The 26,314-nt window shown below is 74.5% G+C and carries 21 protein-coding genes; 9 read left to right on the top strand and 12 right to left on the bottom strand.

Annotated features, from left to right (window positions below; all coding sequences use genetic code 11):
- Positions 1 to 99: 99 nt before the first annotated feature.
- The 3 genes from V5D56_RS12470 to hflX all read right to left on the bottom strand — a co-directional run bounded on the left by V5D56_RS12470 (position 100) and on the right by hflX (position 4,958).
- Positions 100 to 1,116: an L-lactate dehydrogenase gene (locus V5D56_RS12470; RefSeq protein WP_435735645.1), complete on the bottom strand. Its 1,017-nt coding sequence runs from the start codon at positions 1,114 to 1,116 to the stop codon at positions 100 to 102.
- A 25-nt stretch (positions 1,117 to 1,141) separates the two neighbouring features.
- The gene (locus V5D56_RS12465) at positions 1,142 to 3,265 is read right to left on the bottom strand and encodes an ATP-dependent DNA helicase (protein ID WP_435735644.1); all 2,124 of its coding nucleotides are present in this window, start codon (positions 3,263 to 3,265) and stop codon (positions 1,142 to 1,144) included.
- Between the two features lie 145 nt (positions 3,266 to 3,410).
- Complete coding sequence (hflX, locus tag V5D56_RS12460; RefSeq protein ID WP_435735643.1) at positions 3,411 to 4,958, bottom strand: GTPase HflX; 1,548 nt, start codon at positions 4,956 to 4,958, stop codon at positions 3,411 to 3,413.
- Positions 4,959 to 5,092: 134 nt separating this feature from the next.
- On the opposite strand from hflX, the gene V5D56_RS12455 reads away from it, so the two are divergent.
- Positions 5,093 to 5,764: a class I SAM-dependent methyltransferase gene (locus V5D56_RS12455; protein WP_435735642.1), complete on the top strand. Its 672-nt coding sequence runs from the start codon at positions 5,093 to 5,095 to the stop codon at positions 5,762 to 5,764.
- Positions 5,765 to 5,787: 23 nt separating this feature from the next.
- Here the strand turns inward: V5D56_RS12455 and dapF are convergent, their stop codons facing one another.
- From dapF to V5D56_RS12440, 3 genes are read right to left on the bottom strand one after another with little or no spacing between them, the layout of a single operon-like run.
- Complete coding sequence (dapF, locus tag V5D56_RS12450) at positions 5,788 to 6,810, bottom strand: diaminopimelate epimerase (protein ID WP_435735641.1); 1,023 nt, start codon at positions 6,808 to 6,810, stop codon at positions 5,788 to 5,790.
- A complete protein-coding gene (gene miaA, locus V5D56_RS12445) occupies positions 6,807 to 7,838 on the bottom strand; it encodes a tRNA (adenosine(37)-N6)-dimethylallyltransferase MiaA (protein WP_435735640.1) in 1,032 nt (343 codons plus the stop codon). Before miaA ends, dapF begins: the two co-directional genes overlap by 4 nt.
- Complete coding sequence (locus V5D56_RS12440) at positions 7,828 to 8,460, bottom strand: hypothetical protein (protein WP_435735639.1); 633 nt, start codon at positions 8,458 to 8,460, stop codon at positions 7,828 to 7,830. The genes miaA and V5D56_RS12440 overlap by 11 nt, the downstream gene beginning before the upstream one ends.
- 117 nt (positions 8,461 to 8,577) lie before the next feature.
- Here V5D56_RS12440 and V5D56_RS12435 point away from each other — a divergent pair, with 117 nt between their 5' ends.
- Both V5D56_RS12435 and V5D56_RS12430 read left to right on the top strand, forming a co-directional pair.
- Positions 8,578 to 9,171: a YbjN domain-containing protein gene (locus V5D56_RS12435; RefSeq protein WP_435735638.1), complete on the top strand. Its 594-nt coding sequence runs from the start codon at positions 8,578 to 8,580 to the stop codon at positions 9,169 to 9,171.
- Entirely contained in the window at positions 9,168 to 9,680 is a 513-nt protein-coding gene (locus tag V5D56_RS12430; protein WP_435735637.1) for a YbjN domain-containing protein, read from the top strand. Before V5D56_RS12435 ends, V5D56_RS12430 begins: the two co-directional genes overlap by 4 nt.
- 171 nt (positions 9,681 to 9,851) lie before the next feature.
- Here the strand turns inward: V5D56_RS12430 and miaB are convergent, their stop codons facing one another.
- Positions 9,852 to 11,501 carry a tRNA (N6-isopentenyl adenosine(37)-C2)-methylthiotransferase MiaB gene (gene miaB / locus V5D56_RS12425; protein WP_435735636.1) on the bottom strand — a complete coding sequence of 550 codons (1,650 nt, stop codon included), beginning with the start codon at positions 11,499 to 11,501 and terminating at the stop codon, positions 9,852 to 9,854.
- 143 nt (positions 11,502 to 11,644) lie between these two features.
- Between miaB and V5D56_RS12420 the strand changes: the two genes are divergently transcribed.
- From V5D56_RS12420 to V5D56_RS12405, 4 genes are all read left to right on the top strand, one after another.
- A complete protein-coding gene (locus tag V5D56_RS12420) occupies positions 11,645 to 12,430 on the top strand; it encodes an amino acid ABC transporter ATP-binding protein (RefSeq protein ID WP_435739022.1) in 786 nt (261 codons plus the stop codon).
- Positions 12,431 to 12,509: 79 nt separating this feature from the next.
- Positions 12,510 to 13,385 carry a glutamate ABC transporter substrate-binding protein gene (locus V5D56_RS12415; protein WP_435735635.1) on the top strand — a complete coding sequence of 292 codons (876 nt, stop codon included), beginning with the start codon at positions 12,510 to 12,512 and terminating at the stop codon, positions 13,383 to 13,385.
- 95 nt (positions 13,386 to 13,480) lie between these two features.
- Positions 13,481 to 14,170: an amino acid ABC transporter permease gene (locus V5D56_RS12410; protein ID WP_435735634.1), complete on the top strand. Its 690-nt coding sequence runs from the start codon at positions 13,481 to 13,483 to the stop codon at positions 14,168 to 14,170.
- A complete protein-coding gene (locus V5D56_RS12405; RefSeq protein ID WP_435735633.1) occupies positions 14,167 to 15,069 on the top strand; it encodes an amino acid ABC transporter permease in 903 nt (300 codons plus the stop codon). The genes V5D56_RS12410 and V5D56_RS12405 overlap by 4 nt, the downstream gene beginning before the upstream one ends.
- A gap of 12 nt (positions 15,070 to 15,081) precedes the next feature.
- On the opposite strand, the gene V5D56_RS12400 is transcribed toward V5D56_RS12405, so the two are convergent.
- From V5D56_RS12400 to V5D56_RS12380, 5 genes are all read right to left on the bottom strand, one after another.
- Positions 15,082 to 15,540, bottom strand: a complete 459-nt coding sequence (locus V5D56_RS12400; RefSeq protein WP_435735632.1) for a regulatory protein RecX — start codon at positions 15,538 to 15,540, stop codon at positions 15,082 to 15,084.
- A gap of 146 nt (positions 15,541 to 15,686) precedes the next feature.
- Entirely contained in the window at positions 15,687 to 16,796 is a 1,110-nt protein-coding gene (gene recA, locus V5D56_RS12395; RefSeq protein WP_435735631.1) for a recombinase RecA, read from the bottom strand.
- A 209-nt stretch (positions 16,797 to 17,005) separates the two neighbouring features.
- A complete protein-coding gene (locus V5D56_RS12390; protein ID WP_435735630.1) occupies positions 17,006 to 17,836 on the bottom strand; it encodes an MBL fold metallo-hydrolase in 831 nt (276 codons plus the stop codon).
- Complete coding sequence (locus V5D56_RS12385; protein ID WP_435735629.1) at positions 17,833 to 20,076, bottom strand: alkaline phosphatase family protein; 2,244 nt, start codon at positions 20,074 to 20,076, stop codon at positions 17,833 to 17,835. The genes V5D56_RS12390 and V5D56_RS12385 overlap by 4 nt, the downstream gene beginning before the upstream one ends.
- A 49-nt stretch (positions 20,077 to 20,125) precedes the next feature.
- On the bottom strand, positions 20,126 to 20,359 hold the full coding sequence (locus tag V5D56_RS12380) for a DUF3046 domain-containing protein (RefSeq protein ID WP_435735628.1): 234 nt from the start codon (positions 20,357 to 20,359) through the stop codon (positions 20,126 to 20,128).
- 86 nt (positions 20,360 to 20,445) lie between these two features.
- On the opposite strand from V5D56_RS12380, the gene V5D56_RS12375 reads away from it, so the two are divergent.
- The gene (locus V5D56_RS12375; RefSeq protein ID WP_435735627.1) at positions 20,446 to 25,455 is read left to right on the top strand and encodes an Lhr family helicase; all 5,010 of its coding nucleotides are present in this window, start codon (positions 20,446 to 20,448) and stop codon (positions 25,453 to 25,455) included.
- Between the two features lie 12 nt (positions 25,456 to 25,467).
- The gene (locus tag V5D56_RS12370) at positions 25,468 to 26,301 is read left to right on the top strand and encodes a DNA-formamidopyrimidine glycosylase family protein (protein ID WP_435735626.1); all 834 of its coding nucleotides are present in this window, start codon (positions 25,468 to 25,470) and stop codon (positions 26,299 to 26,301) included.
- Positions 26,302 to 26,314 lie beyond the last annotated feature (13 nt).

Here is a 26,314-nt window from a genome sequence, read left to right as displayed (position 1 = left end):
ACCGGCGGCACCGACCGGCCGTCACCCTGACGCTGCCCTCGCGACGACGGGCCGGTGATCCCCCTCGTGGGGTCACCGGCCCGTCGTCGTGCGGTGCTCCTACAGGCCGAACCGCCGCGCGACCTCGCGCAGCGACGCCGCGGAGCTCTGCAGACCGGCCAGCTCGGCGTCGGAGAGCGGAACCAGGACACGCTCGCTCGCACCCCGGCGGTCGACCAGCGTCGGGAGCGAGAGGCACACGTCCTCGATCCCGTGGTCGCCGTCCAGGAGCGTCGAGACGGGCAGGATCCGGTGCTCGTCGCCGAGGACCGCCTCGATGATGCGCGTCCCCGCGAGCCCGACGGCGTAGTTCGTCGCGCCCTTCCCCTCGATGATCCGGTACGCCGACTGCACCACCTCGCGCGCGATCTCCTCGCGCGCGTCCTCGGAGAGCGACGGGTGTCCCGCGATCCCGGGCCACTCGAGGAGCGGCACGCCGCCGATCGTCGCCGAGCTCCACAGCGGGATCTCGCTGTCGCCGTGCTCCCCGGCGATGTAGGCGTGGACGTTCTGGACCGCGACGCCGCAGTGCTGCGCGACGAGGAACCGCAGGCGCGACGAGTCGAGCACCGTCCCGCTGCCGAACAGGCGCTCGGGCGGCAGCCCGGAGAACTTCAGCGCCGCATAGGTCACGATGTCGACCGGGTTCGTCACCATGACGTAGACGGCGTCCGGGGCGACCTCGACGAGCCCCGGGAGGATCGTGCGCATGAGGCCGATCGTGCCCTCGGCGAGATCGAGCCGCGTCTGGCCCTGCTTCTGCTTCGCCCCCGCGGTCACCACCACGACGTCCGCGCCGGCGCACACCGCGACGTCGTCGGACCCCTCGACCTTCGCCATGGGCATGAACTGGATGCCGTGCTGCAGGTCGAGGACCTCCGCCTCGACCTTGGCCCGGTTGACGTCCAGCATGGCGACGGTCCGCGCCGCCCCACGCATGAGCGCCGCGTACGCGAGCGTCGACCCGACGGCTCCGGCCCCGACGATCGCCAGCTTCGTGGTCCGCGCTCCTGCCCTCGACCCGTGGCCTCCACGGCTCTCCTCAGGGGTGGGCAAGGTGGTGCCGGCGTCGATCATCGTGCCTCCGTCTCGTGGTCTTCGCTCAGCCTAGGGCGGCGAGGCGCCTCAGCGCAGCGGCAGCGACCTCGCGGTCGGTCGTCTGCCAGAAGCCGGGCATCGAGCGCGTGAGGAACGTGCCGTAGCGCGCCGTGACGAGCCGGGGGTCGAGGACCGCGACGACTCCGCGGTCTGTCGTGGAGCGGACGAGACGTCCTGCACCCTGCGCGAGCAGGAGCGCCGCGTGCGTCGCGGACACCTGCATGAAGCCGTTCCCTCCCGCGGCCTCGACGGCACGGGCACGCGCCGACCGCACGGGGTCGTCGGGCCGGGGGAACGGGATGCGGTCGATGAGCACGAGCTGGCACGACGGACCGGGGACGTCCACGCCCTGCCACAGCGACAGCGTCCCGAACAGGCACGTCGCCGGGTCGTCGGCGAACTCGCGCACGAGCGTGGGGAGCTGGTCGTCGCCCTGGCACAGCACGGGGACGTCGAGCCGCTCGCGCATCGCCTCGGCCGCAGCGACGGCGGCCCGCCGAGACGAGAACAGCCCGAGCGTCCGGCCACCCGCCGCCTCGACCAGCGCGGCGATCTCGTCGAGCTGGTGCTCGGTCGCGGCCTCTCGTCCGGGTGTCGGCAGGTGCTTCGCGACGTAGAGGATCCCCTGGCGCGGGTAGTCGAACGGGCTGCCGACGTCGAGGCCCCGCCAGGACGGCGCCTCCTCGCCGTCCGACGCGCTCCCGCCCAGCCCGAAGGTGCGGGCGACGGCGTCGAAGGTCCCGCCGAGGGCGAGCGTCGCGGACGTGAAGACCCCGGTGCGCTCGGTGAGGAGGTGGGTACGGATGAGACCCGCGACGCCGAGGGGCGCCGCGTGGAGCCTGCTCGCGCCCTCGCCGAACCGGTCGGCGGTCCAGCCGCCCTCGCCGGGCCGCGAGCACCAGAGGACGTCGTGCCCGGTCGGGTCCCCGGCCATCCGCTCGGCGACCTCGAAGAGCTGGAGCATCGCCGACTGCGCCATCTTCAGGCCCGTGTCCGGGGTCGCGGGCTTCTGGACGCCCGTCTCGGGCTTGAGGCGCGAGAGCACCTCGCGCGCCGCGTCGCGCACGGCTGCGACGGCGTCGCGCGCACCGTCGGGCAGCCCGTCGGGGAAGCGCTCCGCGGGCAGGGCGCCGACCACGGTGCCGAAGGCCGCGGAGGCGGCGTCGAGCGCGTCGGTCGTGGCGCCGCCGTGCCGGCGCGCGAGGCGCGCGGCGCCCTCGATGGCGGGGACGGAGAGGTCGACGGTCGCGGCCGCCGTCACGCGGTCGGCGAGCTCGTGCGCCTCGTCGACCACGAGCACGTCGTGCTCGGGCAGCACGCCCGGCGAGCCCATCGCGGCGATGCCGAGCATCGCGTGGTTCGTCACGACGACGTCGGCCTCGCGCGCGGCCGCCCGGGCCTTGTCGGGGAAGCACTCGGCGAGCAGCGGGCAGCGCTGGCCGAGGCACTCGAGAGCGGTCACCGAGACCTGCCGCCACGCCTTGTCGCTCACCCCGGGGACGAGGTCGTCCCGGTCACCGGTCGCCGTCTCCTGGGCCCACTCGCGCACGCGCACGACCTGCTCGCCGAGCGACGGCGCCGCGCGGCCGTCGGCCCGCGCGAGCGGGTGGTCGGTCGCGCCGGCCGTCTCGCCAGGCAGGTCGAAGAGCGTCGGCTCGTCCGTCGGGTACCCGCCGGCCACCTTGTGGACGCACACATAGTTGTGCCAGCCCTTGAGAAGGGCGATCGAGGCCGGGCGCGGCAGCTCTGCGCCGATCGCCTCCGCGACGAGCGGGAGGTCCCGGGTGATGACCTGGCGCTGGAGCGCGAGCGTGGCCGTCGAGACGACGACGCGCTCGTCGGTCGCGACGGCGTGCCGCACCGCGGGCACGAGGTACCCGAGCGACTTGCCCGTGCCGGTCCCGGCCTGGACGACGAGGTGCTCACCGCTCCCGATCGACCCGGCGACGGCCTGTGCCATGGCGTGCTGCCCGTCCCGGCGTGCGCCGCCGAGCTTCCCGACGGCGAGGTCGAGCAGCGTGTCGACGTCCGGGACGCCGGCGAGCGTCGCCGCGTCACGGGTGGGCGGGCCGTCCGCCGCCGCGGTGTCCTCGGTCGGACGGTTCGTGGCGGGCGAGACGGGAGGCACGCGTCGAGTCTACGGTCGGGCACCGACGCGGCGGGCGCGGCCCGACGGGGCTGTGGACGACGGCCGAAGCGACGACGCACGACGGCGCCGCCGGCACCGGAGCACCGTGCGGCGCCGTCCGTGGTCGAGGCGCGGTGGGAGCCGGTCAGGCGGTCGGGACCGCCCCGGCGAGCTCGGCCGCGAGCGCCTCCGCGACGCGGCCCCGCAGGAGCGTGCCCTCGGGCGTGTGCTCCTCGTGGTCGATCTCGCCCTCGGTGTGCACACGGTGCACGAGGTCGCCGCGGTGGTACGGCACGACGACGTCGATCGTCACGTCGGGCCGCGGCAGCTCGTCCGCGATGAGCTGCCGGAGCTCGTCGATCCCCGCGCCCGTGTGCGCCGACACGACGACCGTGCGCCGCTCGCGCCGCCGGATGCGGTCGACGACCTCCGGGTCGGCGACGTCGGCCTTGTTGAGGACGACGACCTCCAGGACGTCCTCGACGCCCGGGATGTCGGCGAGCACGTGCCGGACCGCGGCGATCTGGCCCTCCGGGTCCGGGTGCGACGCGTCGACGACGTGCAGCAGCAGGTCGGCCTCGCCGACCTCCTCGAGCGTCGACCGGAACGCCTCGACGAGCTGGTGCGGCAGCGCGCGCACGAAGCCGACGGTGTCCGCGAGCGTGTACACGCGACCGTCCTCCGTCCGCGTGCGCCGGACCGTCGGGTCGAGGGTCGCGAAGAGCGCGTTCTCGACGAGCACGCCTGCGCCCGTGAGCGCGTTGAGCAGGCTCGACTTGCCCGCGTTCGTGTAGCCCGCGATGGCGACCGAGGGGATCGCGTGGCGCTTGCGCGACGACCGCTTGGTCTCGCGGCCGGGGGCCATGGCCTGGATCTCGCGGCGCAGCTTGGCCATGCGGTTGCGGATGCGCCGCCGGTCCAGCTCGATCTTCGTCTCACCGGGCCCGCGCGAGCCCATCCCCGCGCCGGCGCCGCCGACCTGGCCACCGGCCTGGCGGGACATCGACTCGCCCCAGCCGCGCAGGCGCGGCAGGAGGTACTCGAGCTGGGCGAGCTCGACCTGGGCCTTGCCCTCCCGCGACTTGGCGTGCTGGGCGAAGATGTCGAGGATCAGCGCGGTCCGGTCGACGACCTTGACCTTGACGATGTCCTCGAGCGCACGCCGCTGGGAGGGTGCGAGCTCGCCGTCGATCACGACGGTGTCGGCACCGCTCGCGGCGACGACGTCGGCGAGTTCGGCGGCCTTGCCGGACCCGAGATACGTGCCGGGGTCGGGCTTCGCGCGGCGCTGGATCACGCCGTCGAGGACCTGGGACCCGGCGGTCTCGGCGAGGGCGGCGAGCTCGCGCAGCGAGATCTCGGCGTCCTCCGCGCTGGCGGCGGCGCCCTCCTCGCGCGCGTCGTGGCTCGAGCTCCACAGGCCGACGAGCACGACCTTCTCGAGCCGCAGCTGCCGGTACTCGACCTCGGTGACGTCCTGGAGCTCCGTGGAGAGACCCGCGACGCGGCGCAGGGACGCGCGCTCCGCGAGGTCGAGCTGCTCGCCGTCGTGCTCCGCGTGGACCGTGCCGCCCTCGGCGCGCGCCGTCCCGGCCCGAGCGAGCACCCGCGCCACGACGTCGCTCGCGATGTCCCGCGTCGCGTCGGTCGGCTCTGGTCGGGCCGACGTGGGGTTCGCTGGGGTCTGGGTCATGTGCCGCCTTCCGGTCGGGAGTGGTTCGCGGGCGCGCTGTGCGCCCGTCGGTACAACAAGCGTGGCACGCGGAAACGTCCCGGTGCCAACGGATTCCACGGCGGGCGTCCGATCCCCCCGTAGGATCACGCCTCGTGAGCGACGAGCCGGACCACTACTTCACCGCGAACCCCGCCTCCGCGGCCGAGCGGCGCACCCTCGCCGTGCGGCTCGCCGGGAGGGACGTCGAGGTGGAGGTGGCGTCCGGCATCTTCTCCCCCGGCCGCCTCGATCTCGGCACGCAGGTGCTGCTGCGCACGGTCCCGCCGCTGGGCGACGTCCTCGCCGCGCGGTCGGCAGGGTCCGCGTCCGACAGCACGGGTGCGCACGTGCTCGACCTCGGGTGCGGCTGGGGACCGGTCGCGCTGACGATGGCCCTCGACGCGCCCGACGCGACGGTGTGGGCGGTGGACGTCAACGAGCGGGCGCTCGACCTCGTGCGGCGTAACGCCGAGCGTCTCGGCCTCACCGGCGTCCGGGCCGTCACGCCGGACGCGGTGCCCGACGACGTCGCGTTCGCCGCGCTGTGGTCCAACCCGCCGATCCGCGTGGGCAAGGAAGCGCTGCACGGCATGCTGCTGCGCTGGCTGCCGCGGCTCGCGCCGGGCGCGGTCGCGCACCTCGTCGTGCAGCGCAACCTCGGGGCCGACTCGCTGCAGCGCTGGCTGGTCGAGCACCTCGAGCCCGCGATGCCCGGCGTCGTCGTCGGCCGGGCCGCGAGCGCCAAGGGCTTCCGCGTCCTGGAGGTCACGGCGCCCGGCGCCTGAACCCCGTCCTGAGGAGCGCGCCCTCAGACGACTGCGGGCTCGCCGTCGGTGTCCGTGGCCGGTACGGCCTGCGGCGCGTCGGCCGTGCTCGGCTCCCCGGCGACCGCTCTGGGCGCCCCGGCCGCGACGGGATCGAGGAGCCGCTCGAGGTCGACCTCGCCCGAGTGGACGAGCTCGGCCGACCCGGCCAGCTCGACGTGGTCGCCCGGGAGCGCCCGGACGCGCACGGTCCCGCCCGGGACGTCCACGAACCACGTGTCCGGGGCGTCGGGACCGCCCCACACGCGCACGGCGAGCGCCGCCGCGCACGCTCCCGTCCCGCACGACGGCGTCTCCCCCACGCCGCGCTCGTGCACCCGCATGCGGACGTGACCGACGACGGTGCCGTCCTCGGCGACCGTCTCGCCGAGGGGGACGACGAGCTCGACGTTCGTGCCGCGCGGCGGCACCGGATCGACGACGGGAGCGTCCGTGAGGTCGGCGTCCGCGAGCAGGTCCTCGCGCGCGAGCGCGAGCACGGTGTGCGGGTTGCCCAGGTCGACGCTCAGCGCCGGGCGCGGGACCTCCCAGCCGCGCACGACCACCGTCGCGTCGAATCCGGCCCGCAGCGCGTCGCGACCGCCCGGCAGGAACCACGGCCCCATGTCGACCGCGTACCAGCCGTCGTCCTCCTTGCGCACGCGCTTGACGCCCGCGCGCGTCCCGACGGGGACCTCGGTGCCCCCCGCGAAGCTCACGAGGCCGAGGCTCTCGGCGAAGGCCGCGAAGACGCGCACGCCGTTGCCGCACATCTCGGCGACGGAGCCGTCGGCGTTGCGGTAGTCCATGAACCAGATCGCGTGCGGGTCCTGCGCGAGGACGTCGCGCGACTCGGGCACGAGGGCCGTGGGCACGAGGCGGATCACGCCGTCGCCGCCGATGCCGCCGCGGCGGTCGGCGAGCGCGCGCACGAGCTCGGGCGTGAGGTCCAGCTCACCCTTCGTGTCGGCGAGCAGCACGAAGTCGTTGCGGGTCCCGTGGCCCTTCGTGAACCGGGTGCGCGTCATGAGCCCAGACTACGGCGCACCGGCGCACCCGTGTCCGCTTCGTCCGTCCCGCGGCGGTCCGACGGGACACCGCCACCGCCGGCGTCCCCCTCGGCGACGACGGCGAGCGCGTCGTCGAGCAGGCGCGGAGACCGTGCGTCGAGCCAGTGCACGCGCGGGTCGCGACCGAACCAGCCCATCTGCTTGCGCGCGAGGCGGCGCGTGTTGGCGGTGACGGCCTCGCGTGCCGCGTCCTGGGTCGTCTCCCCGTGCAGATGCGTCCGCACCTCCGCGTACCCGACCGCGCGCCGCGCGGTGCGTCCCATGCCCGCGGCCTCGAGGCGGCGCACCTCGTCGACGAGCCCGAGCTCCCACATGCGCTCGACCCGGCGCGCGACCCGCTCGTCGAGCACCGCGCGGTCGCAGTCGAGACCGATCTGCACGGTCGGTCGCACGTACTCCTGGCGCGGGAGGTTCGCCGTGAAGGGCTTGCCCGTGAGCTCGATGACCTCGAGCGCTCGCACGATCCGACGCGTGTTCGCAGCGCCGATGCTCGCCGCCGCGCCGGGGTCGAGACGGGCGAGCTCGTCGTGCAGCGCTCGCGTCCCCTCGCGCTCGGCACGCTCCTCGAGCGCGGTACGCACCGCAGGGTCCGTGCCCGGGAAGCGCATGTCGTCGAGGAGCGCGCGCACGTACAGCCCGGAGCCTCCGACGACGACCGCGCGCGCCCCTCGCCCGGCGATCTCGTCGAGCGCCGCCCGGGCCTCCTCCTGGTACCGCGCGACGGAGGCGTCCTGCGTCGGGTCGAGCACGTCGAGGAGGTGATGGGGCACGCCGCGGCGCTCCGCCACCGGGACCTTGGCCGTGCCGACGTCCATGCCGCGGTAGAGCTGGAAGGCGTCCGCGTTGACGATCTCGGCGGGTGCCCCCGGCGCGCCGAGGCGTTGCGCGAGGTCGAGCGCGAGGTCCGACTTGCCGGTCGCGGTCGGGCCGACGACGGCGACGACGACCGGGCTCGACGACGTGCGCGTCACGTGCTCAGGGCTCACCCGCAGAACGGTACCGGTGCCCCGGCGCGCCGACGGCGGCGTCCGCGGCGACGTAGCGACGGATCGCGTAGCGCTCGTCGATGTCGTCCTCGTGCAGCTGCTCCGACCGGACGGACCAGGCGGCGTCCACGAAGGCACCGAGCACGACGTCGGTCGACGCCCACCGCGGGTCGTCCGCGACGACGAGCGACACACCGTCGGCACGGAGCTCGCGGCCGAGGTCGCTCGCCACGTCCGTCGTGGTGTGCGGACCGACCTCGACCACGTCCAGCGCACCCCGCACGCCGCAGGCGCCGAGCGCGAGCAGCGCGACGGACGCTCCCACCCCGGCCTGCCGGGCGGGTGGCTCCCCCGTCCGGGCCAGGTCGTCGCCCGGGTCGACCCACGACGGGTCGCCCGCGGTGCGCCGCACCCCGACGGCGGCGAGCGACGCGGCGGCGGGGCCGCGCACCAGGGCACCCGTGGGGACGGCGGCGACCACGACCACGGGCGCGACGCCGCCGGTCAGCTCGCGCAACGCGTCGAGCGCCGCGGCGCGCAGCTCGCGCAGCACCTCCGCGCGACCGGCGGCGCCGGGGACGAGGAGCGGCGTGGCGGGCAGGACGACGGCGCGGGTGCTCACGCCACCCACGGTAGCGAGCGACGGGCGGTCCCAGGACCGGTGGGCACGGCCCGCGGCGCGGACACGACGCGACGCCCGAGGGCGACGGGACGCGCCGTCGCCGAGTACGGTGGGACGGTGAGGTTCTTCGGCGAGCGTGACGACGACCGGCGGGGGGACCAGCCCGGCGGGATCCCCGACGACGCCGGGACGGGACGCCTCGACGACGACGCGCTCCGCTCGCAGGTCGAGGACCTCCTGGCCCGCGAGCTCGGCCAGGTCGTGACCGCGGACGACCGGGCCCCGTCGCCGCTCGCGATCGCCCGGGTGGTCGAGTGGATCACCGACAGCGGCTACAGCTACTTCGTCGACTCCGACGGCGACGTCGGCGGCCTGTGGCACGGCCGCCTCTTCTACTTCCTGCTCTTCGGCAACCACGACGAGATCCTCCAGGTCCGCGGCCAGTGGAACCGGGACCTCGCGATCGAGCGCCTCGAGGAGGTGCTCGAGTTCTGCAACGAGTGGAACGCCGACCGCATCTGGCCCAAGACGTACACGCGCGTGCGCGACAACGGCATGATCCAGGTGTTCACGGAGGTCACGGTCGACCTCGAGCACGGCGCCACGGACGACCAGCTCGACCAGCTGCTGCAGTGCGGTCTGAGCACGGGGTCGATGTTCTTCGACGCGCTCGACGAGTTCTACCCGGACCCGGCGAGGCAGGCGCCATGACGCAGTCGCGCACGGGCTGGTTCGCCCGCCTCTTCGGCAACCGCCGCCCGAAGTCCGCCGAGTCGATCCCGGCCGAGGCGGAGCGTCCCCGCCCGCTGTCGATGTCGCGCGTCGGCGACCACCTCACGCGGCGCGGCTACCACTTCCGGGTCGACGACGACGGCGACATCACCGGCACGTGGGACGGGCACCGGTTCTGGTTCCTCCTGCTCGGCGACCGCTCCGAGATCCTGCAGGTCCGCGGCCGGTGGTCCACGACCCTGCCGCTCGAGGCGCGGCTGGTCACGCTCCAGGCCGTGAACGACTGGAACCGCGAGCGCATCTGGCCCAAGGTCTACGTGCGCGAGGAGGCGGGACGGCTCGGGGTGTACGCGGAGGTCTCGGTCGACCTCGAGCACGGCGCGACCGACGCACAGCTCTCGCAGACCGTCTCGTGCGGCCTCGGCACGGCCGTGCAGCTCTTCCACGCGATCGGCGCCCAGCTGCCGCCGGGGGTCGTCGAGGACTGAGCCGGGGCGTCGAGCCGTGGCCGGGTCCGCGGCTGGGACGACGCCGGTGCTCGGGCTGCCGCGCCGGCGCCATGGTCGTCCGGCCGTGGGTCGACGAGCGCGGCCTGACGCCTTTCGCACCGGCGTAGTCCCAGCCGCTCGCTCGTCGGGCCGCCGCAGCCCGGTGGCCGGTCAGGCGCGGACGGTCGGCAGGCCGAGCGCGACCGGCCCGGCCGTCGCGGCCGCGCCGTGGCCGTGGTCGTCCTCGGCGCCGCCGAGGCGCGCGCGCTCCCGGGTCGCCCACGCGTCGCCCGAGCGCGTGCGCCGGACGGCGAACGTGCCGCCCGCGAGCGCCGAGTCCGCGATGAGGTGGTGCGGCGCGGAGCGCGTGACCTCCACCGTGACGACGTCGCCCGGCCGCGGCAGGCGCGCGTCGGGCGTCTCCGCGAGGCGCGGGTCGAGCGCCTCGGGCGCGACACCGGGCTGCGCGACCATGGTCGGCGAGACCGCGGCGTCGGGCACCCGGACGTCCGCCGGCAGCGCGAGGTGCACGAGGCGGTTGTCCGGCGCGCGGCCCGTGAGCCGGTGCGTCGCGCCGTCCTTGCGCCCCGGCCCCTCCGTGACGAGGACGTCGACCGTGCGCCCGACCTGGCGGGCCGACTCCTCGCCGGCGATCCGCTCCTGGAGCGCCTGCAGGCGCTCGAAGCGTTCCTGGACGACCTCCTTCGGCAGCTGGCCGTCCATCGTCGCCGCGGGGGTCCCCGGGCGCGGCGAGTACTGGAAGATGAACGCCGACGCGAACCGCGACGCCTCGACGACGCGCATCGTCTCCGCGAAGTCCTCCTCCGTCTCGCCCGGGAAGCCGACGATGATGTCGGTCGTGATCGCCGCGTCGGGCATGACGGCGCGCACGCGCTCGAGGATGCCGAGGAAGCGCTCCGAGCGGTAGGAGCGACGCATCGCGCGCAGCACGCGGTCGGACCCGGACTGGAGCGGCATGTGCAGCTGCGGCATGACGTTGGGGGTCTCGGCCATGGCGGCGATCACGTCGTCGGTGAACGCTGCCGGGTGCGGCGAGGTGAAGCGCACGCGCTCCAGGCCGTCGACGGTCCCGCACGCGCGAAGGAGCTTGGCGAACGCACCCCTGTCGCCGAACTCCACGCCGTAGCTGTTGACGTTCTGGCCGAGCAGCGTGACCTCGATGGCGCCCGCCTCGACGAGCGCGCCCACCTCGGCGAGCACCTCTCCCGGCCGACGGTCCCGCTCCTTGCCGCGCAGGTGGGGGACGATGCAGAACGTGCACGTGTTGTTGCAGCCGACGCTGATCGAGACCCAGCCCGCGTAGACCGACTCGCGCCTGGTGGGGAGCGTCGACGGGAAGACCTGGAGCGACTCCGCGATCTCGACCTGCGCCGCCTCGTTGTGGCGCGCGCGCTCCAGCAGGACCGGGAGCGCGTCGAGGTTGTGCGTGCCGAACACGACGTCGACCCAGGGGGCCTTGTCGACGATCGTGCCGCGGTCCTTCTGCGCAAGACATCCGCCGACGGCGATCTGCATCCCCGGGCGCTGGGCCTTGACCGACGCGAGCTGGCCGAGGTTGCCGTACAGACGCGTCGCCGCGTTCTCGCGCACCGCGCACGTGTTGATGACGACGACGTCGGCACGGTTCGCCGCCTCGTCGGTCGCGCTGGCACGGGTGTACCCGGCCTGCTCGAGCATCCCGGCCATGTGCTCGGAGTCGTGGACGTTCATCTGGCAGCCGAGCGTGCGCACGACGTACGTGCGGGTGCCGCCGTCGGGAGCGTCGGCGGTCGGGAGCGGGGCGGGGGCGATCGTGGACATCACCGTCCAGGGTACGGCGCGGCCACCGGTGTTACGGAACTGTTGCCTGACTGTTGCGCGATTCGCTGGCACCGGCAACAGTTGCCCCCTATGTTCGAAAAATGGTCGATGACTCCCCCCTGCCGTCCGACGAGCCGTCCGGCATGACGGCCGACACGACCGTGAGCGGTCGGCCGACGGACGACGCGCTCGGCGACCCGCTGGTCGAGCTGCGCGGCGTCGACAAGCACTTCGGCGAGCTCCACGTGCTGCAGGACATCAACCTCACGGTCCGCCGCGGCGAGGTGCTCGTGGTGATCGGTCCGTCCGGGTCGGGCAAGTCGACGCTGTGCCGCGCGATCAACCGGCTCGAGACGATCGACAGCGGCGAGATCCGGATCGACGGCGAGCCCCTGCCCGAGGAGGGCAAGGCCCTCGCCCGCCTGCGCGCCGACGTCGGCATGGTGTTCCAGTCGTTCAACCTGTTCGCGCACAAGACGATCCTCGACAACGTCACGCTCGGCCCGGTCAAGGTCCGCGGCGAACGGTCGAAGGACGCCAAGGAGCGCGCCCTGGCCCTGCTCGACCGCGTCGGGGTGAAGAACCAGGCGCAGAAGATGCCGGCCCAGCTCTCGGGCGGGCAGCAGCAGCGTGTCGCGATCGCCCGCGCGCTCGCGATGCGCCCGAAGGTCATGCTCTTCGACGAGCCCACGTCGGCGCTCGACCCGGAGATGATCAACGAGGTCCTCGACGTCATGGTCGCCCTCGCCAAGGAGGGCATGACGATGATCGTCGTCACGCACGAGATGGGGTTCGCGCGCAAGGCTGCGAACCGCGTCGTGTTCATGGCCGACGGCCAGATCGTCGAGGAGGCGCACCCCGAGGAGTTCTTCACGGCGCCGAAGAGCGACCGCGCGAAGGACTTCCTCTCGAAGATCCTCACCCACTGAGTTCCGACAGCCCCCACACCCGGGCGTCCGCACGAGGCACAACTCGGCGGGCGGCCACCACTCACGAAGGGTACGAACCATGCGCACACGACACGCAGGTGCTGCCGTCCTCGCCGCACTCACCGCCCTCACGCTCGCGGCGTGCGGCGGAGACCCGGACGAGATCGGCGCCGACAGCACCACCACGAACCCCGAGCAGACCGAGGGCGGCGGTGGCGGTGGCGACTCGATCACGATCGGCATCAAGTTCGACCAGCCCGGCCTCGGCTACCAGGACGGCAGCGAGTACACCGGGTTCGACGTCGACGTCGCGACCTACGTCGCCGAGAAGCTGGGCTACTCGGCCGACCAGATCGAGTGGGTCGAGGCACCGTCCGCGCAGCGCGAGACGATGCTCCAGACCGGCCAGGCCGACATGATCTTCGCGACGTACTCGATCACCGACGAGCGCAAGGAGACCGTCGCGTTCGGCGGCCCGTACTTCGTCGCCGGCCAGGACCTCCTCGTCGCCGAGGACAACACCGACATCACGGGCCCCGAGGCCCTCGAGGGCAAGAACCTGTGCTCGGTCACGGGCTCGACGTCCGCGCAGCGCATCAAGGACGAGTACGCCGCGGGCGTCCAGCTCCTCGAGCGCCCGGGCTACGCCGAGTGCGTGACGGCCCTCACGGCCGGTCAGGTCGACGCCGTCACGACGGACGACATCATCCTCGCCGGCCTCGCCGCCCAGCCCGCCAACCAGGGCAAGGTCAAGGTCGTCGGCGCGCCGTTCTCCACCGAGCGCTACGGCGTCGGCCTCCCGCAGGACAACGACATCTGCGAGGACGTCAACGCGGCGATCGAGGAGATGATCGAGGACGGGTCCTGGGAAGAGGCCGTGACGGCCAACACCGAGGGCACGGGGTACACGCCGAACTCGAGCGAGAACCCGCCCACGGTCGACGCCTGCGCCTGACCCGACCCGAGGGGAGCGGCGCGCGCGGCGTGCCGCTCCCCTCGACCGTCCATCGCGGCCACTGCCGCTCCACCCTCCCGGAGGTCTGACGCACCGTGGGTGACTCCCTCTCCCAGCTCGGCGAGCTCTTCGCCCAGTACGACGTGGTCGGCGCGTTCTGGGTGAACATCCAGCTGACGTTCTGGGCCGCGATCCTGTCGTTGGTCCTCGGCACCCTGCTGGCGCTCATGCGGATCTCACCGATCCCGAGCCTGCGCTGGGCCGGCACGGCCTACGTCAACGTGCTCCGCAACACGCCTCTCACCGTGATCATGACGTTCATGGTCCTCGGCGTGTGGACCCAGCTGCAGATCAGCCTCGCCGACGACTTCGCGGCGAACTTCTTCCGGTTCGCCGTGATCGGTCTGACGGTCTACCACGCCGCCTTCGTGTGCGAGTCGATCCGCAGCGGCGTCAACACCGTCCCGCTCGGGCAGGCCGAGGCGGCGCGGGCCATCGGCCTGTCGTTCCTCCCGGCAGCCCGCCTGATCATCCTGCCGCAGGCGTTCCGCGGTGCGATCGCCCCGCTCGGCAACACGCTCATCGCGCTGCTGAAGAACTCGACCGTCGCCGCCGCGGCCAGCGTCACGACCGAGACGTCGAGCCTCATGCGCACGATGATCGAGTTCAACTCGAGCTACATCTACCTGATCTTCCTCACCTTCGCGATCGGCTACGTCATCCTCGTCATCCCGATCGGCCTGCTCACGACGTCCCTCTCGACCCGACTGGCGGTGCGCCGATGAGCTCCCAGCAGTCCATCCTCTTCGACGCGCCCGGCCCCCGGGCACGTCGCAACATCCTGATCGGCAACGTCGTCGGCGCCGTCGTCGTGCTCGGGATCGCCGCGCTCGTCCTGCTCGAGCTCGACCGCAAGGGCCAGCTGTCCTGGGACCTGTGGGGGCCGGTGTTCACCGCGAACGCGTGGGAGAACTACTTCATCCCCGGCCTGCGGAACACGCTGCGCGCGGCCGGGTTCGCGATCGTCGGGGCCATCGCCTTCGGGCTCGTCTTCGGCTCCGGCCGGCTCTCGCACCTGAAGCCCGTGCGCTGGGTGAGCGGCGTCGTCGTGGAGTTCTTCCGGGCCGTGCCGGTGCTCCTGCTGATGATCTTCTTCTGGCTCCTGCTCGGCCTCAACCAGGTCGACCAGCCGTCGTTCCTCGCCGTCGTCATCGCCCTCGTGCTGTACAACGGCTCCGTCATCGCCGAGCTGGTCCGCTCCGGCGTCGGCAACCTGCCGAAGGGGCAGTTCGAGGCGGGCATGGCCGTCGGGCTCACGCGAGGGCAGACGCTACGCTCCATCCAGCTCCCGCAGGCGCTCATCGCGATGCTCCCGGCCCTCGTGTCACAGCTGGTGGTCGTCCTCAAGGACACGGCGCTCGGGCAGATCATCGTCTACAACGAGCTGTTGCGTGCGGCGCAGATCTTCGGCAACGGCAACGGCAACAACCTGCAGACCCTCACCGTCGCGGCCGTCATCTTCATCGTCATCAACTGGCTGCTCACGACCGTGGCGCAGTACCTCTCGCGGTTCCTCAAGGGACGCACGTCCGGTGTCACGACAGCGGGCCCCGGTATCGGCAACCCGACGGTCACGGCGGGGGGCGGAGCGCTTCCGGACGAGACCGCGACGGCGACGCGCTGAACCGACGAGGGCTCAGGCGTCCTCGTCGGTCGCGTCCGCGGCGGCGGTCTCCTCGTCGAGCGCCCGCTGGACGATCTCGAACGCGAGGCCCGGCGAGTAGCCCTTCCGCGCGAGAGCCCCGACGGCACGCCGAATCCGCACGTCGCGATCGAGCCCGGCCGTCCGGCGCAGCCGGGACCGGGCGAGGTCGCGTGCCGCCTCCGCCTCGGAGTCGTCGTCGACATGCTCGAGGGCTGTCGCCGAGGTGTCCTCGTCGATCCCCCGGCGGCGCAGCTCCTGAGAGATCGCCCGGCGCGACAGGCCGCGCTCGGAGTGCCGCGTCCGCACCAGCATCTCGGCGTACTGGGCGTCGTCGACGAGGCCGACCTCCTCGTACCGGTCGAGGAGCGGCAGCACGACGTGTTCCGGGTAGCCCTTGCGCGCGAGCGCCTGCGCAAGCTCCGCGCGGCTCTTGGGAGCGGCGGTGAGCATCCGCAGCACCGTCTCGCGGGCGCGCTCGGTGAGCTCGGCGTCGGTGATCTCGCCGCTCTCGACCAGCTCGTGCAGGGACGGGCGCGAGCGCCGCGCGGGGCCCTTGTCCCCCGCGCGACGCTCGCGTGCCTGCTGGCGTTCGGCCGTCAGAACGGCTTCTTCGCCTTGGCCGTCGCAGCCGGAGCCTTGGCCGCGACGGGAGCCGTGACGGTCGCCTCGGCCGGCGCGACCGTGGCCGCGTCGGCGGGCGCGTCGACACGCGGCCCGACGCCGAGCTTCTCCTTGATCTTCTTCTCGAGCTCGTTCGACAGGTCCGGGTTGTCGCGCAGGAACGCGCGCGCGTTCTCCTTGCCCTGACCGAGCTGGTCCCCGCCGTAGGTGAACCACGAACCGGACTTGCGCACGAACCCGTGCTCGACGCCCATGTCGATGAGGCCACCCTCGCGGGAGATGCCGACGCCGTAGAGGATGTCGAACTCCGCCTGCTTGAACGGCGGCGCCATCTTGTTCTTCACGACCTTGACGCGCGTCCGGTTGCCGACCGCGTCCGTCCCCTCCTTGAGGGTCTCGATGCGACGGATGTCGAGGCGGACCGACGCGTAGAACTTCAGCGCCTTGCCACCGGTCGTCGTCTCGGGCGAGCCGAAGAAGACGCCGATCTTCTCGCGGAGCTGGTTGATGAAGATCGCCGTGGTGCCGGACGCGCTGAGGGCACCGGTGAGCTTGCGCAGCGCCTGCGACATGAGGCGGGCCTGGAGACCGACGTGGCTGTCGCCCATCTCGCCCTCGATCTCGGCCTTGGGCACGAGCGCCGCGACGGAGTCGATGACGATGATGTCGAGCGCACCGGACCGGATGAGCATGTCCGTGATCTCGAGCGCCTGCTCTCCCGTGTCCGGCTGGGACACGAGCAGCGCGTCGGTGTCGACGCCGAGCTTCTTCGCGTACTCCGGGTCGAGCGCGTGCTCGGCGTCGATGAACGCGGCGATGCCACCGGCACGCTGCGCGCTCGCGACGGCGTGCAGCGCGACGGTCGTCTTGCCGGAGGACTCGGGGCCGTAGATCTCGACGACACGGCCTCGCGGCAGGCCTCCGATGCCGAGCGCCACGTCCAGCGCGATGGACCCGGTGGGGATCACGTCGACGGGCGCGCGCCCCTCGTCGCCGAGGCGCATCACGGAGTTCTTGCCGAAGCTCCGGTCGATCTGGGCGAGGGCTGCCTCGAGCGCCTTCTCGCGGTCTGCAGGTGCGGGCATGTCGGTCACCTTCGGTCGTGTTCCGTCGTCGTCGTGCCCGACAGTACGGGGAGCCACCGACATCGCGTGCCGGTGGTGCTCCGACCTGTGGATCACCGTGGCGGGCCCGCTCGGTCCGCGCCCCGGCGGGCACCTGTGCACAACTCTAGCCGAACAGGTGTTCGACCGGCGCCACCGGTCCGTCGGCGTGTCGCCCGCCCGCGCCGGCCTCACGGACGGTCCGGGGCCTCCCAGGACTCGCCCGGCTGCAGGACGACGACCCGCGTCGAGGGCGCCTCGCGGTGGACCGCCGCCTCGAACGCCGCGCCCGCGTGGTCCATCCACCCGCGCGGCAGGTCCCGGGCGCCCGGCGCGTGGAGCGTCCCCCAGTGGACCGGCACGGCGACGCGGACGCCGACCTCCGCGCACACGCGCGCCGCCTGCACCGGGCCCAGGTGCCCGCCCGAGAGCCGGGGGCCCCAGCCGGAGACCGGGACGAGCGCGACGTCGACCGGGCCACCCGCGAGCGCCGGCAGCCGGGCCATGCCCGGGAAGTGCTCGGTGTCGCCGACGGCCCAGACCCGCGTCGCGCCGTCGGGCCCACCGTCCGGCCCGACGCCCGGCACCGCCGGGCCGACCCGTACCAGGTGACCGTTCGCGGCGTTGGGCCGGTGCGGCATCGGCCGGTGGCCGTGGACGGCGGGCGTGAGCCGTACCCCGACGTCCGCCTGGACGTCACCCACACGGTGCCACGTGTCCTCGAGGCCGACCCCGCGCAGCCCGCGGGCGCGCAGCCAGCGCGCGTTCGCGGGCGCCGTGAGCACCGGCGCCTCGGGAAGGAGGCGCAGCGAGCGGAGCTCGGCGTGGTCGTGGTGCAGGTGGGACAGGAGCACCGCGTCGGCGTCGCGCCACACGGGCTGGGGGCGGTCCCCACGACGGCGCAGCAGCCCGGCGTGGCGGTGCACCAGCGGGTCCGTGACGAGCCGGACGCGCGCGCCGTCGGGGCCCGCGACGTCGAGCACGACCGTCGAGTGGCCCAGCCACGTCAGCCTCAGGCTCACCGCCCGACCTCGCCTCGCACGTCGTCGCGCGCCCCGCCGTCGCGCACACCGTCGGGCGGACGCACGGCGCGCTCGCGCACCCCGAGCTCCTCGAGCCACGCGACGAGCCGGCGGTGAACTGCCTCCGCCCCGACGAGCACGCGCCCGCCGTCGACGTCCTCCAGCTCGTGATCGGGGACGGTGAGGCCCGCCGGGTGGACGAGCACGGCGAGGTTCTGCGCACCTCCCAGGCCGCCGTGCGAACCGACGAGCCCTTCGAACGCGTGCACCATGCCGACGTCGTCGACGCTCGAGACGAGCACGAGGTCGCCCGCGTCCTCGAGCTGCGCCACGCGCAGCAGGTCGGCCGCCGCGCGGTCGCCGTACGGCGCGAGCGGGTCGACGCCCTCGACGTCGCCCGTGCGCAGGTCGCGCGAGCCGGCGATGCCCCGTGCCACGAGCGTCGGCGCCCCCGCGCCGTCCGTCCCGCGCACCACGACGACGCCGACGGCCGGGTTCGCGAGCAGCCCCTGGACGAGCGCCGGCCACCTCTCGTCCACCTCGGCGGCCGTGGGTCGGCGCGGCTCGCGGCAGAACCACACCATGCCGAGGTTCCCCGACCCGACGACGGCGACCTCGGGCAGCTCGGGCACGTCGGGCGCCGCCCGCGCGGCGTCGACCCGCTCCGCACGGTCGGGGCCGACGATCATCCGGCCCGGTCCGTCGTCGTCGTGGCGGAGCGCGTTGAGCGCGGTGTTCGCCGGGCCCCACTCCTCGCTGTCCGGCGCGGTCGCGCGACGACGGCCGCCCGCCCGCCCCTCGGCGTCGGTCCCGTCGGTCCCGTCGACCGCGGCGCCTCGTCCGGTCTCGAGCGCCATGAGCCGGCGCACCTCCGCGAGGAACGAGCGCCCGACGACCTGCTCGAACGTCGCACCCAGCGACTGGCCGTGGTCCGACACCAGCACGATCTCGTAGCGCCGCGGCGCGAGCGCCGCGACCTGCTCCCACAGCCCGAGGACGCCGTCGAGACCTTCGAGCGCACGCATCGACTCCGGGCGCAGCGGCCCCGCGTGGTGCGCGATCTCGTCGTAGTCGACCAGGTCGACGCACACGACGGGCGCCCCGCGGACGAGCTGCTCGGCGACGAGCGTCGTGTTGAGGTCGCGCAGCACGACGTTGGTCCCGGCGCGCAGCACCGGGTACCAGCCGAGCCGGGAGACCCGCGGCTCGACCCGCCGCACGGCCTGCTGCCAGCCCTGGTAGAGCTCCTTGAGGAGCTCGCCCACCGCGACCACGACGGCACGCACGAGCACGAACGGGCTCGAGAAGAAGCGGACGAACAGCTGTCCCGGCCCGAGGCCGGTCGACGCACGGCTCATGACGAGCAGGCTCGTCGCGGCGTCGCCCGAGAACATCGTCGAGACCGCCACGCCTCCCTCGGCGAGCAGCCCGGCGCCGTCGCTCGTGCGCTTCTCGACCTCGGCCGCGTCGGCCGGCCGGTTCGTCACGACGAGCCGGCCGAGCTCGCGCGACCACCACCGGAACGCCGGCACGTGCTCGGTCGAGCCGTGCAGCAGCCCGATCGTGCTCGCCGGGGTCGTGGCGGGGACGCGCGCCCACCACGTCGAGAGGCGGTGCGTGCCGGAGCCGAGCCAACGGGCGATCGTCGGGGTGAGCCCCGCCTGGAGGGCGTAGTCGAGCGTGGAGCGCGCGACGCCGTCGAGCATCACGACGAGCAGACCTGCCGGGTGCTCGTCGCTGCCGACGGGACCGTCGCCCGTCGCGTCCCGCGCGGCGGCGCGCTCGGAGAGGCCCGCGGCGCGGCGCGCCCGCCGGACGAGGTCCCCGAGGACGTACTCGTTGTCGCTCGCGCCGACGAGCCAGCGGCCGATCGCCATGACGAACGCGGCCAGGAGCAGGACGGCGAGCGCCGCGGACCAGGTCGCGATGCGGAAGCCCGGCAGGAGGGCGAGCGCCGCCCAGACGACGAGCACCTGGGCGAGGAGCCCCGACACGAGGGCGCCCACCACGCCGAGCCGGCGGGCGACCACGCGCAGCGGCGGCCGCAGCACGACGTCGCCCACCCCGACGACGAGCGCGGCGAGCAGGAGCGACGCGACGTGCGTGACCTCCACGCCGGGCACGACGGCGATCGCCACGCCCAGGCCGGCGGCGGTCGAGACGAGCGACCAGAGCGCACCGCGCACGTCGGCGGCCGTCACGCGCCACGGCCGTGCACGTCCCAGGGCTGCGTCCGTCATGCCGCCATCATGCGCGAGCCCGTGCCCGGGTGCGCGGCGGCTCGCGCGGTCAGCGGGCCGGCGGAGCCTGCCGGTGCTCGTCGCGGCCCCACCGCCGGGCGTCCGGCACGTCGAGCGCGTCGCACAGCGCGTGCCACACGACGCGCGGCTCGATCCCGTCGTCGATCGCCTGCGCCGCGGTGCGGTTGTCGAGCGCGGTGAGGACCTGGTCGCTCGCGAGCGTCCGCCCGTAGGCGTCGCCGAAGACCTCGTCGACCAGCTCCCAGAACTCGCGATAGCGCACGGGACCAGCCTGCCACGGGCGGAAGGTGCAGCGATCCCGGCGGGCGCACGCGAGCGCGTGTGGGTGGTCGCGGCGAGAATGACGGCGTGACCCTCGACCCGGCCGTCCCGGCTGACGCGTTGGCACGCTTCGCCGCGCCCACGCGCGCGTGGTTCGCGGGTGCGTTCGAGGCGCCGACGGCCGCGCAGTCCGGCGCGTGGGACGCCGTGTCGGGCGACCGGCACGCCCTCGTCGTGGCGCCGACCGGCTCGGGCAAGACGCTCGCCGCCTTCCTGTGGTCGCTCGACCGGATCATGACCACGCCTCTGCCCGAGCGCGAGCAGCGGTGCCGCGTCCTGTACGTCTCGCCGCTCAAGGCGCTCGCGGCCGACGTCGAGCGCAACTTGCGCTCGCCGCTCGCCGGCATCCGCCAGGCCGCCGTGCGCCTGGGCCAGGAGGTCCCCGACGTCGTGGTGGGCACGCGCACCGGCGACACGCCCGCGACGGAGCGGCGGCGCCTCGCGACGCACCCGCCCGACATCCTCATCACGACGCCCGAGTCGCTGTTCCTCGTGCTCACCTCCCAGGCGCGCGCGGGTCTCGTCGGCGTCGAGACCGTGATCGTCGACGAGATCCACGCCGTCGCGGGCACGAAGCGCGGCGCACACCTCGCCGTCTCGCTGGAGCGCCTGGACGCGCTGCTCGAGGCGCACGAGCGCCCGCCGGCCCAGCGGGTGGGCCTGTCGGCGACGGTCCGGCCGGTCGCGGCCGTCGCGACGTTCCTCGGGGGGCACCGCGCCGAGGCCGACGGCGGGCGCGAGGTCGTCGTGGTCCAGCCCCCGTCGACCAAGCGGATCGACGTCGACGTCGTGGTCCCCGTGCCCGACCTGGCGGACCTCTCGGCGCCTGCGGGCCCGTCCGGCGCGGTCGGGCGGCCGCCCGAGACCTCTGACGGCCCGCCAGGTCCTCCCGGTGGTCCGGGCCGGGGACCGACGGCGAGCGCCGCGCCCCGCGGCCTGCCGGGTCTCGTCCCGCTGCCGCCCGGCGAGCGCGACCTCTCTGGTCCGGCCACCTCGCGTCCCGGCGGGTCCGACGGCGCCCGGCCGCCCCGGCCGTCGGTGTGGCCGCACGTCGAGGAGCGCGTCGTCGACCTCGTGGCCGCGCACCGCTCGACGCTCGTGTTCACCAACTCACGGCGCGGCGCCGAGCGCCTGACGGCCCGGATGAACGAGCTGTGGGCCGAGCGGCAGGGCGAGGACGTGCTCGACCCCGGCACCGTGACGGCGGCGCAGGTCCAGGCGCAGTCGGGGGCGAGCTCGGGGATCGAGCCCGTCATCGCCCGCGCGCACCACGGGTCGATGAGCCGCGCCGAGCGCACCCGCACCGAGACGGAGCTCAAGGACGGCCGGCTGCCCGCGGTCGTCGCGACGTCGAGCCTCGAGCTCGGTATCGACATGGGCGCCGTCGACCTCGTGGTCCAGGTGGGCGCACCGCCGTCGGTCGCGTCCGGGCTGCAGCGCATCGGCCGCGCCGGGCACCAGGTGGGCGCGGTCTCGCACGGTGTCGTCTTCCCGACGCACCGCGGCGACCTCGTCCCGTCGGCGGTCGTCGCCGAGCGCATGCGCACGGGCGGCATCGAGGAGCTGCACGTCCTGTCGAACCCTCTCGACGTGCTCGCCCAGCAGGTCGTGGCGATGGTCGCGGTCGACGCGTGGACGGTCGACGAGCTCGCGGCGCTCGTGCGGCGCAGCGCGCCGTACGCCCACCTCGGGGACGCGTCGCTGCACGCCGTCCTCGACATGCTCGCGGGTCGCTACCCGAGCGAGGACTTCGGCGAGCTCCGCGCCCGCATCGTGTGGGACCGCGCGTCGGGCCGCCTCACCGGGCGCCCGGGGGCGCTGCGCCTCGCTGCGACGAGCGGCGGGACCATCCCCGACCGCGGTCTCTACGGCGTGTTCCTCGCGACCGGGGCCGACGCGACCGCCGGCCCGGACGGGGACGGCGAGAGCGCGGGGCGCGGTCGGGCCCCGCGCGGGGGCAAGCGCGTCGGCGAGCTCGACGAGGAGATGGTCTACGAGTCGCGCGTCGGCGACACGTTCACCCTCGGGTCGAGCACGTGGCGCATCGAGGACATCACCCCCGACCAGGTCCTCGTGACGCCCGCTCCGGGCATCCCCGGGCGCCTGCCGTTCTGGAAGGGCGACTCCCCCGGGCGCCCCGCGGAGCTGGGGCGGGCGCTCGGCGCGTGGGTGCGCGAGACCGACGCGCTCGTGGCGACCGACGGCGAGGCCGCCCGGTCGCGGCTCGCCGAGGCCGGTCTGGACGCGTGGGCCTCCGACAACCTCGTCGCGTATCTCGACGAGCAGCGGGCCGCGACCGGACGCGTTCCCGACGACCGCACGGTCGTCGTCGAGCGCTTCCGCGACGAGCTCGGCGACTGGCGCGTCGTGGTGCACTCGCCCTACGGCGCGAAGGTGCACGCGCCGTGGGCCCTCGTGCTCGCCGCACGGCTGCGCGAGCGCTACGGCGTCGACGCGGCGGCGATGCACGCCGACGACGGCATCGTCCTGCGTCTTCCCGACGCGGGCGACTCGTGGCTCGACGCGGCGCCGGGCACGGGCGGGGACGACGACCGGTCGCGCGGCGACACACCGGTGCCCGTGGAGGACCTGCTGCTCGACCCCGACGACGTGCTCGACGCGGTCCGCACCGAGCTCGGTGGGTCCGTCATGTTCGCGTCGCGCTTCCGCGAGGCCGCCGCCCGCGCGCTGCTCCTCCCGCGACGCCGGCCCGACCGGCGTCAGCCGCTGTGGCAGCAGCGCCAACGCTCGGCCCAGCTGCTCTCGGTCGCGTCGCAGTACCCCGAGTTCCCCATCGTCCTCGAGGCCGCGCGCGAGTGCCTCCAGGACGACTTCGACGTCGCCGCGCTCACCGGGCTGATGCGCGACCTCGAGCAGGGACGGGTCCGGCTCGTCGAGGTGACCACGCCCACCCCGTCCCCGTTCGCCCAGTCGCTCCTGTTCGGCTATACCGCGCAGTTCCTCTACGACGGCGACGCCCCGCTCGCCGAGCGCCGCGCGGCGGCGCTCTCGCTCGACCCGACGCTGCTCGCGGAGCTGCTCGGCGGCGACGGCGTGAGCGCGCAGCTCGCGGACCTCCTCGACCCGGCCGCGATCGAACGGACCGAGGCGGAGCTCGGCGCCCTCGCGCCCGAGCGGCAGGCCCGGCACGCGGAGGACCTGTGGGACGTGCTGCGGCGCCTCGGGCCCCTCACGCGCGACGAGCTCGCGGCACGCACGCGCGAGGACGTGCGGGGCGACGTCGACGACTGGCTCGCCGAGCTCGGGGCGACCCGGCGCGTGATCGCCGTCCGGCTCGCCGGCGTCGCGGACGACCGTGCTCGGCAGTGGGCCGTCGTCGAGGACGCCGGACGGCTGCGCGACGCGCTCGGCGTCGCCCTGCCCGTCGGCATCCCTGAGGTCTTCACAGAGCCTGTCCCCGACCCGCTGGGCGACCTCGTGCGCCGTCATGCGCGCACGCGCGGGCCGTTCTCCGCGCACGACCTCGCCGCGCGCCTCGGTCTGGGCGTCGCCGTCGTGCTGCACGCGCTCGAACGCCTCGAGGCCGCACGGCTCGTGGTGCGCGGGCGGCTGCGCCCCGAGTCGCTCGGCGGGACGGGCGACGACTGGTGCGACGCCGAGGTGCTCCGCGTGCTGCGCCGGCGCTCGCTCGCGGCGCTGCGCGCGGAGGTCGAGCCGGTGCCGTCGGAGACCCTCGGCGTGTTCCTGCCGCGCTGGCAGGGCCTCGGCCAGCTCCGCGGCGCAGACGGCGTGCTGCGCGTCGTGGAGCAGCTCTCCGGCGCCGCCGTGCCGGCCTCGGCGCTCGAGACCCTCGTGCTGCCGGCGCGCGTGCGCGACTACTCGCCGACGATGCTCGACGAGCTGACGACGGCGGGTGAGGTGGTCTGGTGCGGGCACGCGCCGCTGCCCGGCTCGGGCGGGGGCGACGGGCTCGTGAGCCTGCACCTCGCCGAGTGGGCGCCGCTCACCCTCCCCGACGAGGGCGCGGTGCCCGACGGCCCGCTCGCGCAGACGCTCCTCGACCTGCTCCGCGGCTCCGGCGGGTACTTCCTGCCGGTGCTGGCGGAGCGCGCCGGAGCGCAGACCGGACCGACGCTCGACGCGCTGTGGGAGCTCGTCTGGGCGGGGCACGTGACCAACGACGGGTTCGGCGCGCTGCGCTCGCGGCTCGGCAGCGCCGGCGGCGCGCACCGGGCGCCTCGCGCACCTGCACGCGCTCGCCCGATGGCCAGGTCGCGCTTCGCGGGCCTGCGCCCACCGACGGCGCCCGAGACGACCCTGCGCGGCGGAGGCGGCCGGTGGTCGGCGCTCCCCGAGCGCGAGCAGGACCCCACGCGGCGGGCGCACGCGCTCGCCCGCGTGCTGCTCGACCGCCACGGCGTCCTCACCCGGGCCGTCGCGCCCGCCGAGGGCGTGGCCGGGTCGTTCCGGAACGTGTACCGCGTGCTCACGGAGCTCGAGGCCACCGGTGCGGCGCGCCGCGGGTACTTCGTCGAGCACCTCGGTGGCTCGCAGTTCGCGCTGCCCGGTGCGGTGGACCAGCTCCGCACGGACGGTCTGGACCGCGAGCGGGCGATCGACTCGGCGCCCGGCGTCACCGGACCGGGAGCCGGCACGCGGCCGGGCACGCTCCTCCTCGCCGCGACCGACCCGGCCAACCCCTACGGCGCGGCGCTCGCGTGGCCGTCGCGACCGGGAGCGGGCGAGGACGGCACGACCGGGCAGGCGACCGGCCACAGACCGGGCCGCAAGGCGGGCGCCGTCGTCGTGCTGAGCGAGGGCGACCTCGCCCTCTACGTCGAGCGCGGTGGTCGTTCCGTGCTGTCCTTCGTCGAGGGCCGTCGGCTCACCGACGCGTGCGCCGCGCTCGTCGACGCCGTCCGGGCGGGTCGCCTCGGCAAGGTCGTCGTGCAGCGCATCGACGGCGTGGACGCCCTCGCGGGGGCTGGGACGTCGCGCACGCCGGCGGACGAGGCCGCGCGGGCGCTTCTCGACGCGGGCTTCCGCGCCACACCGCGGGGACTCAGGGCGGCGTGAGAGGAGACGCGCGTGCCCGAGGGTGACGTCGTGCGCCTCACGGCGACACGGCTCGACGAGGCGCTCACCGCCCGCGAGATCGTGCGCTCGGAGCTGCGCTGGCCGAGCGCGGCGGAGCACGACCTCGCGGGCCGGACCGTCACCTCCGTCGTCCCGTACGGCAAGCACCTGCTCACGCGGTTCGACGACGGCTGGTCTCTGCACACCCACCTGCGCATGGAGGGCGAGTGGCACGTCGCGCGCACCGGCACGTCGTCAGCACGCGGTGCGGGTCCCACCGTCCGCGTCGTCCTCGCCAACGCGTGGTGGACGGCCCTCGGTGTGCGGATCGGGATGCTCCACGTGCTCCGCACGAGCGACGAGCACCGGATCCTCGGCGCTCTCGGACCCGACGTGCTCGCGGACGACTTCCCGGAGCAGGGCGTGCTCGAGGCCGTCGAGCGCCTCCTGGCCGACGACGCCGTCGGGGGCCGGGGGCCACGTCACCGGCCGGAGCGGGTCGCGACCGGCGTCCCCGTGGCGGAGGCGCTGCTCGACCAGCACCTGGTCGCCGGCCTCGGCACCATCTGGACCGCGGAGCCGCTGCACGCGCTGGGGATCTGGCCCTGGACGCCGGTGCGGGACGTGCCCGACCTCGCCGGGCTCCTGCTCACGGCGCGCCGCCTGGTGCAGCACAGCGTGCAGAACGGGTTCTCCCGTGGTGCCGGCTACGTCCGGCACGTGCACGGACGCGAAGGACGGGCGTGCCACCGGTGCGGCACGCCCGTCGAGGTCGGTCGGGCGAACGAACCACCCTACGACCGTCCGATCTTCTACTGTCCGTCGTGCCAGGCCCCGCGGGGCTGAGACCGTCCGCCCG

Source organism: Cellulosimicrobium sp. PMB13 (genome assembly GCF_051294865.1).
Taxonomy (GTDB): Bacteria; Actinomycetota; Actinomycetes; order Actinomycetales; family Cellulomonadaceae; genus Cellulosimicrobium.
The sequence above is the reverse complement of the archived record's forward strand: the minus strand, read 5'-3'. Positions and strand labels throughout refer to the sequence as shown.

What these genes read in the sequence shown, in the direction of transcription:
- V5D56_RS12470 (WP_435735645.1), bottom strand. Translation starts at nt 1,116, where the DNA reads ATGATCGACGCCGGCACCACCTTGCCCACCCCTGAGGAGAGCCGTGGA.
- hflX (WP_435735643.1), bottom strand. Translation starts at nt 4,958, where the DNA reads ATGACCCAGACCCCAGCGAACCCCACGTCGGCCCGACCAGAGCCGACC.
- dapF (WP_435735641.1), bottom strand. Translation starts at nt 6,810, where the DNA reads ATGACGCGCACCCGGTTCACGAAGGGCCACGGGACCCGCAACGACTTC.
- V5D56_RS12430 (WP_435735637.1), top strand. Translation starts at nt 9,168, where the DNA reads ATGACGCAGTCGCGCACGGGCTGGTTCGCCCGCCTCTTCGGCAACCGC.
- miaB (WP_435735636.1), bottom strand. Translation starts at nt 11,501, where the DNA reads ATGTCCACGATCGCCCCCGCCCCGCTCCCGACCGCCGACGCTCCCGAC.
- V5D56_RS12420 (WP_435739022.1), top strand. Translation starts at nt 11,645, where the DNA reads ATGACGGCCGACACGACCGTGAGCGGTCGGCCGACGGACGACGCGCTC.
- V5D56_RS12415 (WP_435735635.1), top strand. Translation starts at nt 12,510, where the DNA reads ATGCGCACACGACACGCAGGTGCTGCCGTCCTCGCCGCACTCACCGCC.
- V5D56_RS12405 (WP_435735633.1), top strand. Translation starts at nt 14,167, where the DNA reads ATGAGCTCCCAGCAGTCCATCCTCTTCGACGCGCCCGGCCCCCGGGCA.
- V5D56_RS12400 (WP_435735632.1), bottom strand. Translation starts at nt 15,540, where the DNA reads ATGCTCACCGCCGCTCCCAAGAGCCGCGCGGAGCTTGCGCAGGCGCTC.
- recA (WP_435735631.1), bottom strand. Translation starts at nt 16,796, where the DNA reads ATGCCCGCACCTGCAGACCGCGAGAAGGCGCTCGAGGCAGCCCTCGCC.
- V5D56_RS12385 (WP_435735629.1), bottom strand. Translation starts at nt 20,076, where the DNA reads ATGACGGACGCAGCCCTGGGACGTGCACGGCCGTGGCGCGTGACGGCC.